This window comes from Stenomitos frigidus ULC18, from assembly GCF_003003795.1.
Lineage (GTDB): Bacteria > Cyanobacteriota > Cyanobacteriia > Leptolyngbyales > Leptolyngbyaceae > Stenomitos > Stenomitos frigidus_A.
In genome coordinates, this window is record NZ_PVWK01000084.1 from 21,203 (window position 1) to 36,925 (window position 15,723).

The 15,723-nt window shown below is 51.3% G+C and carries 12 protein-coding genes; 9 read left to right on the forward strand and 3 right to left on the reverse strand.

Annotated elements, in window-relative coordinates; all coding sequences use genetic code 11:
- Positions 1 to 104: 104 nt before the first annotated feature.
- A complete protein-coding gene (locus C7B82_RS15295) occupies positions 105 to 2,387 on the reverse strand; it encodes a GUN4 domain-containing protein (RefSeq protein WP_106257156.1) in 2,283 nt (760 codons plus the stop codon).
- 307 nt (positions 2,388 to 2,694) lie between these two features.
- Here C7B82_RS15295 and C7B82_RS15300 point away from each other — a divergent pair, with 307 nt between their 5' ends.
- Together C7B82_RS15300 and C7B82_RS15305 are read left to right on the forward strand one after the other, a co-directional pair.
- Positions 2,695 to 2,907, forward strand: a complete 213-nt coding sequence (locus tag C7B82_RS15300; RefSeq protein ID WP_106257157.1) for a hypothetical protein — start codon at positions 2,695 to 2,697, stop codon at positions 2,905 to 2,907.
- Between the two features lie 34 nt (positions 2,908 to 2,941).
- Positions 2,942 to 3,166: a type II toxin-antitoxin system RelE family toxin gene (locus C7B82_RS15305; protein WP_245939914.1), complete on the forward strand. Its 225-nt coding sequence runs from the start codon at positions 2,942 to 2,944 to the stop codon at positions 3,164 to 3,166.
- A 99-nt stretch (positions 3,167 to 3,265) separates the two neighbouring features.
- On the opposite strand, the gene uvrB is transcribed toward C7B82_RS15305, so the two are convergent.
- Positions 3,266 to 5,317, reverse strand: a complete 2,052-nt coding sequence (uvrB, locus tag C7B82_RS15310) for an excinuclease ABC subunit UvrB (protein WP_106257159.1) — start codon at positions 5,315 to 5,317, stop codon at positions 3,266 to 3,268.
- Between the two features lie 242 nt (positions 5,318 to 5,559).
- Between uvrB and C7B82_RS15315 the strand changes: the two genes are divergently transcribed.
- Positions 5,560 to 6,294, forward strand: a complete 735-nt coding sequence (locus tag C7B82_RS15315) for a glutathione peroxidase (protein ID WP_106257160.1) — start codon at positions 5,560 to 5,562, stop codon at positions 6,292 to 6,294.
- 224 nt (positions 6,295 to 6,518) lie between these two features.
- Complete coding sequence (locus tag C7B82_RS15320) at positions 6,519 to 6,824, forward strand: hypothetical protein (RefSeq protein WP_106257161.1); 306 nt, start codon at positions 6,519 to 6,521, stop codon at positions 6,822 to 6,824.
- Positions 6,825 to 6,910: 86 nt separating this feature from the next.
- Here the strand turns inward: C7B82_RS15320 and C7B82_RS15325 are convergent, their stop codons facing one another.
- On the reverse strand, positions 6,911 to 10,465 hold the full coding sequence (locus C7B82_RS15325; protein ID WP_106257162.1) for an ATP-binding response regulator: 3,555 nt from the start codon (positions 10,463 to 10,465) through the stop codon (positions 6,911 to 6,913).
- A gap of 380 nt (positions 10,466 to 10,845) precedes the next feature.
- On the opposite strand from C7B82_RS15325, the gene C7B82_RS15330 reads away from it, so the two are divergent.
- The 5 genes from C7B82_RS15330 (at position 10,846) to fni (ending at position 15,535) form a co-directional block, all read left to right on the forward strand.
- Positions 10,846 to 11,796: a circadian clock protein KaiA gene (locus C7B82_RS15330; RefSeq protein ID WP_245939915.1), complete on the forward strand. Its 951-nt coding sequence runs from the start codon at positions 10,846 to 10,848 to the stop codon at positions 11,794 to 11,796.
- A gap of 110 nt (positions 11,797 to 11,906) precedes the next feature.
- The gene (kaiB, locus tag C7B82_RS15335) at positions 11,907 to 12,227 is read left to right on the forward strand and encodes a circadian clock protein KaiB (RefSeq protein ID WP_106257164.1); all 321 of its coding nucleotides are present in this window, start codon (positions 11,907 to 11,909) and stop codon (positions 12,225 to 12,227) included.
- A 94-nt stretch (positions 12,228 to 12,321) separates the two neighbouring features.
- Complete coding sequence (gene kaiC / locus C7B82_RS15340; RefSeq protein WP_106257165.1) at positions 12,322 to 13,878, forward strand: circadian clock protein KaiC; 1,557 nt, start codon at positions 12,322 to 12,324, stop codon at positions 13,876 to 13,878.
- A 3-nt stretch (positions 13,879 to 13,881) separates the two neighbouring features.
- Positions 13,882 to 14,415 carry a bifunctional pyr operon transcriptional regulator/uracil phosphoribosyltransferase PyrR gene (pyrR, locus tag C7B82_RS15345; protein WP_106257166.1) on the forward strand — a complete coding sequence of 178 codons (534 nt, stop codon included), beginning with the start codon at positions 13,882 to 13,884 and terminating at the stop codon, positions 14,413 to 14,415.
- 97 nt (positions 14,416 to 14,512) lie between these two features.
- Complete coding sequence (gene fni, locus C7B82_RS15350) at positions 14,513 to 15,535, forward strand: type 2 isopentenyl-diphosphate Delta-isomerase (RefSeq protein ID WP_106257167.1); 1,023 nt, start codon at positions 14,513 to 14,515, stop codon at positions 15,533 to 15,535.
- Positions 15,536 to 15,723: the final 188 nt, after the last annotated feature.

A 15,723-nucleotide genomic window follows, 5' to 3' on the forward strand; every position in this document is an offset into this window, starting at 1 on the left:
TGGCAGCTTACCTTAAAAAACCCGGTTGCTGGTGCCAGGTAACGAAACGCTGAAAGGACGATAAACCGTGTAAAAACTGAACGTTTACAAACTTTAAAAAATGCCTAGGACTGTGATGTGCTACAGTTCACAAGTCTCTGTGCGAGAGAAGAGAAGCCGCCCCACACCCGCAAACCCACCACCACACACCCCGGAAATTCTCCGACGGGAGATTTATCAAGATTAAAGGTGAAGTCGCCGTAGTTCACCCAGTCGTCATCCTTGCGCCAACCGACGCGATCGCCAAACCGTTCCCAATCGTCATTGTAATCCATCGGGCTACCGCATTCTTGCCAGATTCGCTTTTGGACGCTAAAGCCCCATTTCCCGTGACTATACTTCACCCAGAGTTGATCCAGCGTTCGCAGGTCGTCGCAGGGAAAGTTTTTTAGATCGTCGGCATCAAGGTATTGCCCCTCGTCCTTGCCCACCGTCGTCAGCATGAGCCGCAAGGTTTCTTTATCGGCGTTGCGCCACTGCTGGGTCTTTAGCAGGTCTTCCAACGTTGCATAGCGAGAGGCTTGGAGCGCGGGTTTGAGTGCCTGGAGTGTAGCCTGGAGTTCGGGCTTGAGGGTGCGGCGGGTTTCTTGATAGCAGGCATAAGCAAGGTCGTTTGCGTCTTGCGTGATGGCTTCCTGAATCAAACGGGTGGGGTCAGTCTGGGCGGCGTAGAGCAAAATGGTCTGTCGCCACCACGGGTCAGTGCCGTTGGTGCTGGCAGCCTGCAAATGGGGATAGAGTAAGCCTTCCTGCTGCAAATCTTTGATCTGTTTTGCCGCCAGAAACTCCTGAAAGCTCAGGTGAGCAAACTCGCAGCCTTCTAAGCCTTGGCGCACCATCAATTCACTCACGTCAATGAGTTGTTTGAGCAGTGCTTCTGGCGCGATGGACTGTCCTTGTGTCTTCAGCGTCTGTGCCACCAATGGCACCAGTTCTGCCTCTGGAATCAGCTTGAGGGTGCGTTGCATCATCGTCAGGGCAACGGCTTGCAGCACGTTTTGACGGTCTTCCCAGGCTAACGACAGTTCGATGTTACGGGCAGTCGGTCGCTTGCGGAGTTGCAGGGTGCAAATATCCTGGTACAGTTCGGCTCGTTGACGCGGTAGCTCCACCCCTGGATCGCTGCGGTGGTAGGTGGCTAACAGGTTTAGCAGCAGCGGGTTTTTGGCTAAGTCTGCCAGTTCGGGGCGATCGACATTGCGAATCTGGCTCAGCAAATTGTCAGCGTTGCGAGTTGCCTCGCGCTCGACTTCGGGTGTATCGCGTCCGCCGCGATCGAGCCGTTCCTGGCAGCGATACCACTGGCGCACAAATGCCTCTTGCTGGCTGGGCTTCAGTGGTCGCACCCAGATTTTTGTCCGCAGCGGTTCGGCAAAGTCTTCTTTATAGGCTGTGGGACGAGAGGTGAGGATAAACACCGAGCGATCGAACCGTCTCATCTGTGTGGTAATCCAACGGCTCAGCGCAGGTCGTTCGCTTTCTGGAATCTCGTCAAAGCCATCCATCATCACCAGCGCATCGCCGTTTTTCAGCACCTCCAGAAACCAGTTGGCAGGAAGCCTTTGGAGCCGTGGGTTCATCTCGGCTAACTGGGTGACGTGGTGCTGCATGATCAGTGAGGGCAAATCGGGTGGTTTCTCCTGCGTGAAGAGCGATCGATAGTTGCGTAACGGCAACAGCACCGGAATCAGCGACGGCACTTTGAATTGACGGTGTTGCTTTGTGCCATACATAAACGCAAGGTGCTTGAGCAACGTTGTTTTGCCAAACCCACCCCAGGCAACGATCGCCAGTTGACGATAGGCAGGCTGCTGGTTTGCCCTTTTCAGAAAATCCCAGATTTTAAGCTCCTGCAACGCTTCGATGGTTCGCCGATCGCGTGGCTGCAATCCCGGCGCAATGGCGCTGGCATCTAATTCCAGGGGCACAAAAACATCTTGCAACTGGGGAATAAAGATGCGATCGCGGGCACCCATGCCTTCTGGTTTATAGTCGCGGCAATCGAGCGCTTGAGTAATCAAATAGGCATCTTCGGCACGGGTTGCCCTGGTAAACCATTGTTCAATGGTGTGGTCGATCGTGGTGTCGATTGCTTTCCCTGCTCCCTGCAAACGTCGCTGATTGCCCTTATGAATTTCTCCTAGAAAATTCCCAGCATAGGACAGGCAAAACCCGATCAGAGCGGAGGCGATCGCCTCTGCCGCTTTGTGTTCACTCACAAGCAGCCAGAGTCCATAGGCACCACCCACTCCCACGCCACCAGGCTTGAGGATCTTCACCGCCAATTCTGCCAGTTGGTCAGGAATGGAGGCTTGCTTAGACGATTCTTCTGGTTTCTTTTCGGTCATGAAAGGAGTTCAGCGATCGGATATTTCATTTCTAACCTATTAAATGGTCTATCGATGCCGCATGAGCCGATCGCTAAACGCATCACCAGCAAGAAGTGAAGGAGCGATCGGGTGGGGAACGGCGATCGCCTTTTTTGCAGGTCTTGACAAACGGTTTTACAGTTAGGTAGGGGAGGGCGATCGCGTTTGGGGTGGGACGATCACAACTACTCAACAATTAATTGAATGCCGTCACTTCCTGGTAGAAAGCGCAAAATGATGATGGATGGCAAAATAGAAGAGCGATCGCTCCTAGAGAGGAATAAGGATGCTTGAAATCCGTAAGCACTATGTTTTCGATGAAAATCAACACCCGATCGCGGTGCAGATTGCGATCGCCGATTTTGAGCACATTGAAGAAATTCTCGAAGACTTTGGCTTAGTCAAACTTATGGAAGCGACAGAGGATAGTGAGCGCCTTTCTAAGGTTGATGCGTTGGCATACTATCGATCGCTAAAAGAGCAGCATGTGGACAGTTGAGTATACTAAACGATTCTTAAAAGACCTTGCTGCGATGCCTTCTGAGATTCAAGCTCGTGTAGAACCGATTGTCTTTCAAGAACTGGAGTCAGACAATCCGTTTGAGTTGGGATACTTACAGAAGATGAAGGGCTACGCTGACAAGTATAAAATTCGGGTGGGTGACTACCGCATTGGCATTACCGTTACCAAAGAAACCCAAACGCTGCTTTGTGAAAGAATGGCTCATCGCAGAGAAATTTACAGACTCTTCCCCTAATCAGCAGAGATAGTCCAGTCTGGGGCACCATCTTTGACGATCGACTTTTTTAGTCGCTTTAGCAGCCAGTTTCAGGGTTAGAACGATCGCCCACCATCATTACCGACCGAGGAGTTTGTCGCGGAGATGTTTAATGCGATCGCGATATTTTGCCGCTTCTTCAAACTCCATTTTTTTCGCTGCGTCTTTCATCTGAGTTTCGAGTTGCACAATCAAATCGGGAATGTTTTCGAGCGGTAAATCCTGCGAATGTTCGTAGACTTGCTCTAGCTCTTGAGCATTCAAACGACGAGACACATCCAGAAACGTCAGGATCGAGTTGTTGGTGCGTTTGATAATGGAGGTCGGCGTAATGCCATGTTTCTCGTTATGTTCGCTCTGGATCGCGCGGCGACGTTCCGTTTCGCTGATGGCTTTTGCCATGCTGTCGGTCAGGTTGTCGCCATAGAGAATGGCTTTTCCTTTCACGTGACGAGCGGCACGTCCGATCGTCTGAATGAGCGATCGCTCTGCACGCAAAAACCCTTCCTTGTCTGCGTCCAAAATGGCGACGAGAGAAACTTCGGGTAAGTCCAGCCCTTCCCGCAGCAGGTTGACCCCAATCAAGACATCAAATTCACCGTTACGGAGATCTTGGAGGATTTCAATACGCTCGATCGAGTTAATTTCCGAATGCAAGTAGCGCACTCTCACGCCACGTTCCTGGAAGTACTCCGTCAGATCTTCCGCCATACGCTTCGTCAGTGTTGTGACGAGAACACGCTCCTGTAAGGGAAGGCGCTCTTGAATTTCGTGCAGCAGATCATCCACCTGTCCTGTTGTGGGACGGACAAAGATTTCGGGATCAAGCACCCCTGTCGGTCGGATGATTTGCTCGACAACATTCCCTGTGCCCTGTATGTAGCCCTTTTTGCCCGCTTCAGTTTCGCTCTCAAACTTACCGCCAGACTGGTCTAGCTCCCACTCGCCCGGCGTGGCAGAAACGAAGACGCACTGGTTCACTTTGCTCCAGAATTCTTCGGCTTTGAGGGGGCGGTTATCAGCAGCGCTGGGCAACCGGAAGCCGTGCTCGATCAGCACTTTCTTGCGCGCCTGGTCGCCGTTATACATGCCGCGCAGTTGCGGAATCGAGACGTGCGATTCGTCAATGACCAGCAGCCAGTCTTTCGGGAAATAGTCGAGGAGGCATTCGGAGGGCGAACCTGCTTCGCGTCCTGCCAGATGGCGCGAATAGTTTTCCACACCGTTGCAGAAGCCCACTTCGCGCAACACTTCCAGGTCGTAGCGGGTGCGCTGCTCTAGGCGCTGTGCTTCTAGCAGTTTGCCGTCTTTTTCCAGGTCGATCAAACGGGCTTTCAGTTCTTGCTCGATCGCATCACAAGCGACCTGCAAGCGCTCCTCCGGAGTCACAAAGTGGCGAGCGGGGTAGATATTGACGCCGTCCATACTTTGCAGTGTGCCGCCCGTCACCGGATCGATATAGCGAATCGCGTCAATTTCGTCGCCAAAAAACTCCACGCGAATGATCCGATCTTCGTAGGCGGGCCCAATCTCCAGCACATCGCCCTTAACGCGGAACTTTCCCCGACCCAGATCCAAATCATTGCGAGTGTATTGCACAGAGACGAGATCGCGAATGATTTGACGGGGATTCATCTCTTCACCCACGCGCAGGGGAATGGAGGCTTTCAAATATTCTGATGGAATCCCCAGACCATAGATGCAGCTAATGGACGCAACCACAATGACGTCCCGTCGCTCGAAGAGCGATCGCGTTGCCGAGTGCCGCAACATATCGATCTCTTCGTTAATCGACGCCGTCTTTTCGATATAGGTATCCGTTACAGGAATATAGGCTTCTGGCTGGTAGTAGTCGTAATAGCTGATGAAGTACTCAACCGCATTGTCAGGGAAGAACTCGCGCAACTCATTGCAAAGCTGCGCCGCCAACGTTTTGTTGTGTGCCAGCACCAAGGTCGGTCTACCGAGTTGCTCGATCACGCGAGCCATCGTATGTGTTTTTCCGGTGCCCGTTGCACCGCGTAGCGTCTGATAGTGGTTGCCTGACTGAATACTCTTAATCAAACCTTTAATAGCCTTGGGCTGGTCGCCAGTGGGCTCGAAGGGGGCTTGAATCTGAAACTGTGCCATAAGAATTCGCTGCGATCGACTGAAGAGGGGGCAGATTCTTCTCTATGATGACGGATTTTGCCGAGGGTTGACGGACGGTAAGCAACCCACCGCGCGGACAATTAATGTATCATACTCATAACGAGTACGACTTAATAAGTCTCCGACACAGCATCCCTAAAACCGGGTCGGGGTGTAGCGTGTTGGTAAGACTGCAATGTCTATTCACTGCCAGACTATCTTCATTTCAGAGAGCTAAATTTATGTTGCCTAATCGAGAAGGACAAACCATCCCCACCGTGACGTTTCGGACGCGTCAGCATAACGAGTGGGTCGATGTAACGACTGATGAGTTGTTTGCTGGCAAGACCGTCATTGTTTTTTCACTACCAGGAGCGTTTACGCCGACCTGCTCTTCGACTCATCTTCCTGGCTACAACGCTTTAGCGAAGACGTTTAAAGACAACGGTGTGGATGACATTATTTGTATGTCTGTCAATGACACCTTTGTGATGAATGAATGGGCCAAGGATCAGGAAGCCGACAGCATCAAGCTGATGCCCGATGGCAATGGTGAGTTTACCGACGGCATGGGTCTGTTGGTAGACAAAACGGATCTGGGCTTTGGCAAGCGATCGTGGCGCTATTCCATGCTGGTGAAAGATCGCGTCGTTGACAAAATGTTCATCGAACCAGAAGAACCGGGCGATCCGTTTAAGGTCTCGGATGCTGACACGATGCTGCGCTACATCAATCCTGAAGCAGCCAAGCCCAAATGTGTCACGATCTTTACCAAAGTTGGCTGCCCCTTCTGTGCCAAAGCAAAAACAATGCTTAAAGAGCACAGTTTGGACTATGAAGAACTGGTTTTGGGTGAAGATTTTACAACCCGTTCGCTGCTCGCTGTAGCAAGCGCCACGACTGTGCCCCAGGTCTTTATCGATGGCAAGCTGATTGGCGGTTCCGAAGCGTTAGAGGCTTACTTCCAGGCCGTGTAAAATTGCTTTCTGGTCGATCGTGCGCATCACCTAAGTGAACCTTCAGCGTCCTCTGTCAGATAAACAGAAACGATGGGCAACCACTTTGCGCGCGATCGACCGCGCTTTCTGTTTCAGTAAAATTACAGATGCTTTAAGAGCTTTCACAAAATCTTCATAGGGAATTTACGGATCTCACGATTATCCTGGGAATGAAAGTAAATAGGCCCCTACGACGGTAATCTATGAAACCTTTATATTGTGCGCTCGCCGCCTCGGTTACGTTTGCCCTGCTGACTGTGCCCGCTCTGCAAGCGAGGGCTGATGAAGACGCTCCGCCTACCCCTTCCTCTGCTTGGCGTCAAGGCTACACAGATGGCGCGAAATGCGTTGCGGATGGCGCGAGCTGTAAGTTTACGAACCCTTATGCGACGAAGACCGATGAGTCTGGTAAGAGTATTGATACCCGGGAAGCTAATACTCTGGCACTCGACAATAGTGATTACATTGCTGGATTCATCGTCGGCAAAACATCATCTACCAGTAAGTGAACCTAACCGTTCGTTTGTCAGGCTTGCCCTTGTCGATAAATGACTGCTACTACAGGTCGCGATCGTATGGTTGCGACCACAGCTTTTTAAGGCTTGCTCGTTTTGATCGCCTGATGAATTTGGTGCAAGAGGGCTGTCATGGGTAGTGAAGCAGGCAACACTTGAGTCGCAAGTTGCCTGAGTGCTTCTGGCAGCGATGCGATCGCGTCTGAGGCCTCTACTGCATGATGGCTGCGGTGGTCTAGCACCAGTATGGGTGGCCGTTTCTGTAATTGCTGAAGCGACACAAGCATGGATGTTGTAAACGATTGGGCGATCGCATCTGTCCAACAGATAAGCAAAACATCGACGCTATGAGAGTCTAGCTGTTGTAGCACTTCTTGCCAGGAGCGTCCAACCAAACCACGCAAATCTGCTGTATGCAGGTATTGTATCAATGCCTGCAACCACTCCGTTTCTTTAGGAAAGCTATCTAGGGCACGCTCAGATGGGTTGTGAGGCATTTGCGTTTCCAACGACACGGGAAGCGTGAGGGCGTCTAGCGCCAGCACTAAGGGTCGCCATGCATACCCAGCAGCAATCTGGATCACCTGTAAAAGTGCCGAGGTTGTGACGTCTGCATCGAGCGAAGTCATCGCACCCGGTGTGGATAAACACGGAAAGACGAGTAACCCCTGCGCCTGATTGGCTGCTTGAGAGGTCGCTTGATCGATCGTCACTAGCGGTAACGACGCGAGAAAGATATGTCGGCAATACTGTCGAAAGTAGGCGCACCCATCGGCTAACGCGCCGTCCAGCAAAACCACATTTGGCTTCCAGACGCGTGCCAGCAACTCTGCTTGTTCCAGATCATCTGCCTCTAAGATTCGGTATTGGCAGACATGCAACAACACCGTTAAATCAGCCACAGGTATGGGTCGATCATGGCTTGCCCAAACGCCAGGGCTAAGCCGTAAAACAGTGAGAGCAGCCGTAGGAAGCGGATTCAATTTTGTTTCTTGCCTTGCAACAACCAGCTGCTGAAGACATTTTTGAAGCGCTCTCGGTTGAATGGGTAAGCTAAGCAAGCTATCTGCCTGCCGTTGACGCGCTTGTTCTTCATCAACCTTGGTCGCCATGACCACAACCGGAATCTGTTGGGTTTCTAAGCTCGACTTCAGTAGGGTTAGCACATCCCAACCAGAGAGCAACGGCAGCAATGGATTGAGAAAAATGATGCAAGGTTGCAGACGACGCGCCTTCTCTAACGCTTCAGTCCCTGAGCGAGCAATCACAACGCGGTAGCCCAACCCCGATAACCCATCAGAAAGCGCCTCAATCAACTGGGGCACCGCTTCCACAATGAGCACAAGCTGACTGCGCTGTGAAGCAGAGACCCCTAGCGCATACTCCCCCGTCGGCGATGGCGGCATTCCACCTGCTGCGGTGTGAGGCGTCGTGCGTTGTGCGTTGTGCGATCGCACACCAGCGTTGCTTCCCAATGATTCTTCAAGTAGGGAAGGCTGAGTAGAAGCATTGTGCGCGTCGTAAGTTTGTGGTGAATTGGGCGGCAGCAGAATCGTAAACTGACTGCCCTCTCCTTCTTTGGAGATAAAGGTTACATCACCACCGTGCAGCCGTGCCAAGCGTTGCGTTAGCACCAGCCCCAGGCCTGTACCTTCAAAACGTCGTGTCAGAGGATTTTCTAACTGCTGAAATTTTTGGAAAATCAAATGCTGTTTTTCAGCCGGGATGCCAATACCGGTATCCCAGACAGTCAGCGCAATCCAGCCACCCCATCGACTCACTTTCAGCCCGATCGGGTCATGGGATTCTGTGAACTTAAGCGCATTGGAGAGCAAATGGACGAGCATCTGGCGGAGGCGCTGTTCATCAGCAATTAACAGCCCCAACCCAGGTTCTAGAGCCAGCGAAAACGCTGGCTGCACAGCCTCCGACTCCGTCTGACTCTGTTCCTGGAGCTGCAGCTGTTGTGCCTGCTCAAAGGCGCGCCGACAGACCGTAGCCAGATTGACTGGCTCTAAAACGAGCTCTAGCTGCCCCGTTTCTATCCGAGTCAGGTCAAGGATATCGTTCACGACCGCCATCAGATGGCGACCACTCTGGTAAATGAGCTGGGCATAGTGAACCTGGCGCGGGTTTAGCGCACCCAACGTCTGATCTTTGAGCAAACTAGACAGCCCCAATATGGCTGTTAGCGGGGTTCGTAGTTCATGGCTAATACAGGCGAGGAATTCATCTTTGAGACGATTAAGTTGAACCAAGTCAGCATTTTTGGCCGTGAGTTCCCGGGCAAGCTGCTGCTGCTCGGTTACATCCTGCGCCAAAATCAGCCAGAGTTCTTCAGAGGCCGACGCGTCAGAGGCCGGCGGTAGGCCCTCAGAGGCAGGTGCTCGGTCTAGATTGACCTCACCCCGATTGCGATCGCTCTGTGTTGGCGCTGCAGGAGTCCCGCCGTGGATGGTTGATAGCAAGGCAGCCAGCCGAAATAATTGAGACGGGGAATCCGAGTCATGGCTAAATTGTGTTTCGACAGCGGTGGCAAAGGTTTGAGCCCGATCGCCCAACGCCAGTGCCGACTGAGAGGAGAGCGTGCCCAGCGGAATGCTCACAAATTGTAAAACTTGTTCTCGCCCACCCTTAAGGGGGCAGACGCAGATACAGGTGCCTGGCTTCGATCCTAGCTGGCACGCACTTGCCCCCAGGGGCGAGAATGACCCATCTGCGTTGGCATCACTCAGGTTGTCATTACTCAAGTTGTCATCACTGAAGTAATGTCTTTCGGGTCTGGTTGCTTCAGTCACAGCGTCTAAAGCAATGGGCGGTATCACCGATTGGGCAGCCCAGGCTTCACGCTGAGCCACGCTCATAGAGGATGGCTCTGAAAACGACCATAACGCCTGATCAGGCTGCTTCGCCACCACCACAGCTGGTTCGACCGGCATCTCCAGGAGTGAGGCAACCTCCTGCCGCAGCCAGGCGGGATCGAGTAGTTCACTAATCTGGGTACGCCAGATGGAGTTTTGCGCCAGCACCTCCCCATCACGGGTTTGCAGCATGACTGGCAGTGGCAAGTGCTCTAGTAGCTCACGCAAGAACGGGTTTAGGGGTAAACGAGCGGGTACAGGCGGCTCAACTGGCACTGTTGCAGTGTCGACATGCGCTGCCTTTAATAGGGTGGGATGCGCCGTTAAAAATTGCAGCAGGCGTGAGCGATCGAGCAAGCCCAAAAAGTGACCCTCAGCGTTGACCAGCGCACAACAAGCATGAGGCTGTTGTTGTAAATGCGGCAAGAAGGCATCAATGGGCAAATCAGCCGCTAACACTAACAGTGGTTCTACAATCGAGGGCGTAATCTCCAGCAGTGGCAGATCGACAGCAACTTCCTGATGATCGTCCGATGGCGTGGACAAGTGTTTCAGCAACCCAGAGCCAACCAGATAATGGAGCAACTGCTGCGCACTCACCCAGCCGATCGCTTGGTGTTGCTCATCGAGCAGTACCAAGCGGTCATACCCTGCTTTTGTCGTGGCGCCAACTGACTGCCCCAAAACTGCTAACGCTTCCGTCAAGCGAGCAGTGACCAGGCAACACGGTGCAGGTTCAATAAAGGCTTGGAGACAAGGAATGCTTAAAACCATACAACGCTTGCCTGTGAAAACGGTGATACAAAGCAGGCAACGCTGCAACGGGCAATTGCCAGCAGGCGCAACGGCTTAGCGGAATGATTGAAACGCTGCGTGTGGAACAACCTTACAGATTTGAGCCAAAAGCAGGATTGAGATCAGAGATTCATTGTAAAAGCGGGTGTGGTCTGACTTCATCGATCCACATCAAAAGCTAAACTTCATTATGGCGTCGGATCGGGATGACAGAGTCAGTATCTACTTGTTTGTAACTATAGTTAATTGAGTGCTAAAATCTTAATAAAAATTAAAGCTTTCTAGTGCGTTTGCAGTAGACGCTTTAAACTGATTGCTTCAATAAATTTGTCTTTTAACATGTTAGGTTTTAGACCGTTTTGTACCATTCTACGTCCACCCCTCAACGTCCTAAGCTTTCGATCGGCGTTTTCCTTGAGTCGGAACCGTTGACGCAGTCGCTTTCGCAGCGGCTCGATCACGATCGCCACGCTGTGACTTTGATGACATCAGGCAATGATTTCTTCGCCTTTGTTGAGCAAGAAAAGCAGCGCCTCGATTGCCTGATTCTGCATGGAACTCCGGCTCTACTGCAATTTGCCCATCGCCTGCACGGTCAAGCAACGCTGCTCCCAGCCGTAGTCATAACAGCGGCTGCCAGTCCTGACGCGGAGCACGCTTCTGAGAGCAGCCAAACCGTTTCATTAGAGACCGCAATCGTGGCTCAAGCCATCGATCATCTTGGTCTTGAGTTCGCTTATCACACCGCCGAAGTGTGGATCACGACCGAGCAATTTAACACCATCGGCGACTCGATTGAGCGGGCAATCAATCAGTTCCTCCATCTCTCACCAACCTGTCGCCTCAGTAACACCCTTTCGACTGTGGATTTGGCGACCAACATGACCGCCCAGAACTTCCTGATGCTGCAGCAGCGACGACTCTCCGACAAACTGAAAGAGCGGTTAGGCTACCTTAGCGTTTACTACAAACGGAATCCACGCAATTTCTTTCGCTATATGCCGGCGGCACAGCGAGAAGAAACATTGGAGCAACTCCGTAGTGAGTACCGTGAGATTGTTCTACACTACTTTGGAGAAGATAGCACTCTCAATCAGCTTATTGATGAATTTGTTAACTCTGCTTTTTTTGCTGATATAGCCACATCGCAAGTAGTGGAAATCCATATGGATTTGATGGATGAATTTGCGAAGCAGTTAAAATTAGAGGGGCGCAGCGATGATATTCTGCTGGATTATCGCTTGACACTCATTGATACGATCGCGCACTTATGCGAAATGTATCGACGTTCTGTGCCGAGAGAAGCGTGAAATGAAGCGATGATTGCAAAAACATGATGCAGACTCTGCTTCTTTTATGGAGCGATCGCACTAGAATGAGCGAGCATCAACCCAGGCTTATGTGTTTATGAACCCGTGTTATGAGTTCTCTTAAAAAAACCTACATCCTCAAGCTCTACGTTGCTGGAAATACGCCAAGCTCAATTCGGGCGCTAAAAGTGTTAAACGAGATTCTTGAGAAAGACTTTCAGGGTGTTTATGCGCTGAAAGTCATTGATGTTTTGAAAAACCCTCAGCTTGCTGAAGAGGATAAAATTTTAGCCACTCCAACGCTGTCTAAAATTTTGCCACCACCTGTACGCAAGATTATTGGTGATTTATCCGATCGTGAAAAAGTGCTGATTGGGCTCGATCTTCTATATGAAGAACTACGAGATGAGACCTTTGAACTGCCAGAATAAAAATAAACCAATTGATAACCATATATCGTACTGGGTATGGTAAAACGGCTGAACCACTGACCAAATTTATACGCTTCCTCATAAAATCTCTCTCATGAACGAACTGAATCAAAATTTACCAAACGGCGAATATAATATTCCTGGTGTGCAAAAAATACGCACCATGATCGAGGGGTTTGACGACATTAGCCACGGTGGGTTACCCACAGGTCGTACAACACTTATTAGCGGCACATCGGGTACCGGCAAAACGTTGTTAGCGATTCAGTTTTTGTATCACAGTATTGTTGATTTTGACGAATCAGGCATCTTTGTCACCTTTGAAGAATCGCCTGCGGATATCATCAAGAATGCCTTTAGTTTCGGTTGGGATTTGCAAAAGTTCATCAACGAAGGCAAACTCTTTATCTTAGATGCGTCGCCTGATCCAGAAGGTCAAGATGTCGCTGGCAATTTTGATCTATCCGCACTCATTGAGCGCATTCAGTACGCGATTCGTAAATATAAAGCGAAACGGGTTTCCATCGACTCAGTGACGGCTGTTTTTCAGCAATACGATTCGGCTGGTGTGGTGCGACGTGAAATTTTTCGCCTGGTCGCTCGCTTAAAACAAGTGGGTGCAACCACGTTGATGACGACAGAACGAGTCGAAGAGTATGGCCCCGTAGCACGCTTTGGTGTCGAAGAATTTGTCTCAGATAACGTGGTGATTATTCGTAACGTACTGGAAGGGGAACGTCGCCGCCGCACGATCGAGATTCTCAAACTGCGCGGAACGACCCATATGAAGGGTGAATACCCCTTCACGATTACGAACAATGGCATTAATATCTTTCCGCTAGGCGCAATGCGCCTGACGCAGCGATCGTCCAATGTACGAGTCTCCTCTGGGGTTAAAACACTGGACGAAATGTGCGGTGGCGGCTTCTTTAAAGACTCGATTATCCTGGCTACGGGAGCAACGGGTACAGGTAAAACGATGATGGTTAGCAAATTTTTGCAAGATGCTTGTCAACGGGGCGATCGTGCCATCTTGTTTGCCTATGAAGAGTCGCGCGCGCAGCTGTCTCGCAACGCCTATTCCTGGGGCATTGATTTCGAAGAACTGGAGCAAAAAGGGGTGCTCAGAATCATCTGCGCCTACCCTGAATCGGCGGGCTTAGAAGATCATCTGCAAATTATCAAGACCGAAATTGCTGAGTTTAAACCATCTCGTATTGCGATCGATTCCCTTTCTGCTCTTGCTCGTGGCGTGAGCAACAACGCTTTCCGCCAGTTTGTCATTGGCGTCACTGGGTTTGCAAAACAAGAAGAAATTACCGGCTTTTTTACCAATACGTCTGACCAATTTATGGGATCGCACTCCATTACGGATTCCCATATTTCTACGATTACCGACACGATTTTGATGTTGCAGTATGTCGAAATTCGCGGTGAAATGGCACGCGCAATCAACGTGTTTAAGATGCGCGGTTCCTGGCACGATAAGGGCATTCGCGAATACACCATCAGCGAACATGGCCCCGAAATCAAAGACTCTTTCCGCAACTTTGAACGCATTATTAGTGGCTCACCCACCCGTATTTCGGTTGATGAAAAGAGTGAATTATCGCGCATTGTCAAAGCGGTACAGTCGAAGGATGAAGGGTAGGGCATGGCTACAGAAGTGATCGAAATTCTGTCGGCAGAAGAGGTGCGCCGGACGGTCACGCGACTGGCCTCTCAGGTTATAGAACGATCGGATCTCTCGAAGCTGGTGCTTTTGGGCATTTATACACGGGGTGTCAATCTAGCGCACATGCTGGCACGGCAAATTGAGACGCTGGAGCAGGTGACGGTGCCAGTGGGCGCTATCGACATTACCTTTTATCGCGACGACCTGGATACGATCGGCATTCGCACACCAGCCAAAACGGAAATTTCCTTTGACCTCTCTGGCAAAACTGTGGTTCTGGTAGATGATGTCATCTTTAAGGGGCGTACGATCCGCGCCGCCCTCAATGCAGTAAACGATTACGGCAGACCAGAGGTGATTCGGTTGGTTGTACTGGTCGATCGGGGTCACCGCGAAGTCCCCATTCATCCCGACTTTATTGGTAAACAGCTACCAACTGCCAAAGAAGAACAGGTCAAGGTTTATCTTCAGGAAGTCGATGGGCGTGATGGTGTGGAGTTAATTAGGGTGTAGGGGAAAGAATGTGAGATGAAGCCACAGTAGGAGGCAGGAGTCAACGTTAACTTAAAGCTCAAAATTACCCCAATCCCCATCCCCTACACCCGTATCTATGGAAACCCATATCCGTAAAGCTGATCATCTCCGCATTTGCCTGGATGAGAATGTGCAGTGTCGTCACGTGACGAATGGACTGGAGCGCTATCGGTTTACTCATGCCTGCTTGCCAGAGATCGATCGCCACGATATCAGCCTAGCCAGTTCGTTCCTGGGCAAACCGCTGGGCGCACCGTTCCTGATCTCCTCGATGACGGGTGGCACAGAGCTAGCAAAAACCATCAATCAGAGATTGGCGGCGGTTGCCCAACAGTATCAGCTAGCGATGGGTGTAGGTTCACAGCGTGTTGCTGTTGAAGACCCTACCGTTGTGGCTACGTTTGCTGTGCGGGCGATCGCTCCCACGATTCCTTTGTTTGCGAATCTCGGTGCGGTGCAGCTTAACTACCGCTACGGGTTGGATGAGTGCCGTCGAGCAGTAGAGACACTGGAAGCCGATGCCCTGATTCTGCATCTCAACCCTCTGCAAGAATGTGTGCAAACCAGCGGTGACACAAATTTTCGGGGTTTACTCGAAAAGATTACCTTGCTTTGTCAAACACTACCTGTCCCTGTGATTGCAAAGGAGGTTGGCAATGGTATTTCAGCGGCAATGGCAACAAGGCTTATTGAAGCTGGAGTCGCCGCGATCGACGTGGCTGGAGCGGGCGGCACCTCCTGGGCGCTGGTCGAAAGTGAGCGCGCCACCGATCAGCGTCAGCGTCGTCTGGGCAGAACCTTTGCAGACTGGGGGCTACCCACGGCTGAATGCCTTACTCAGGTAAGAGCGATCGCGCCTCAAATTCCTTTAATCGCATCGGGTGGCTTGCGCGATGGGTTGGACGCGGCAAAGGCGATCGCGCTGGGTGCTGACCTCGTAGGTATGGCGTTTCCCTTTCTGCAAGCGGCTCATGCATCCGAAGACGCGCTTTACGAGTTAGTCGATATTCTGATCGCTGAACTAACGACAGCCATGTTTTGTACGGGGTGTGAAACGCTTGGAAGATTGCGATCGCCCGGAATCTTGCAAAAGATTTGACCGCCATCCTTCCCCCAAAGGAACGGCCCCTAGGCTTAACGCTCAATGAGCAGACAGGTAGTAGGGGCATGCAATGCAATGCCCCTACCAGAAGTCGTGGTTGAGTGGTATTTTACTTCTGCGCCTAACCCCTGGGATCGTGGATTAAATAAAATCGACACATTGTTTGCAGGTAGGGGCGCACGGTT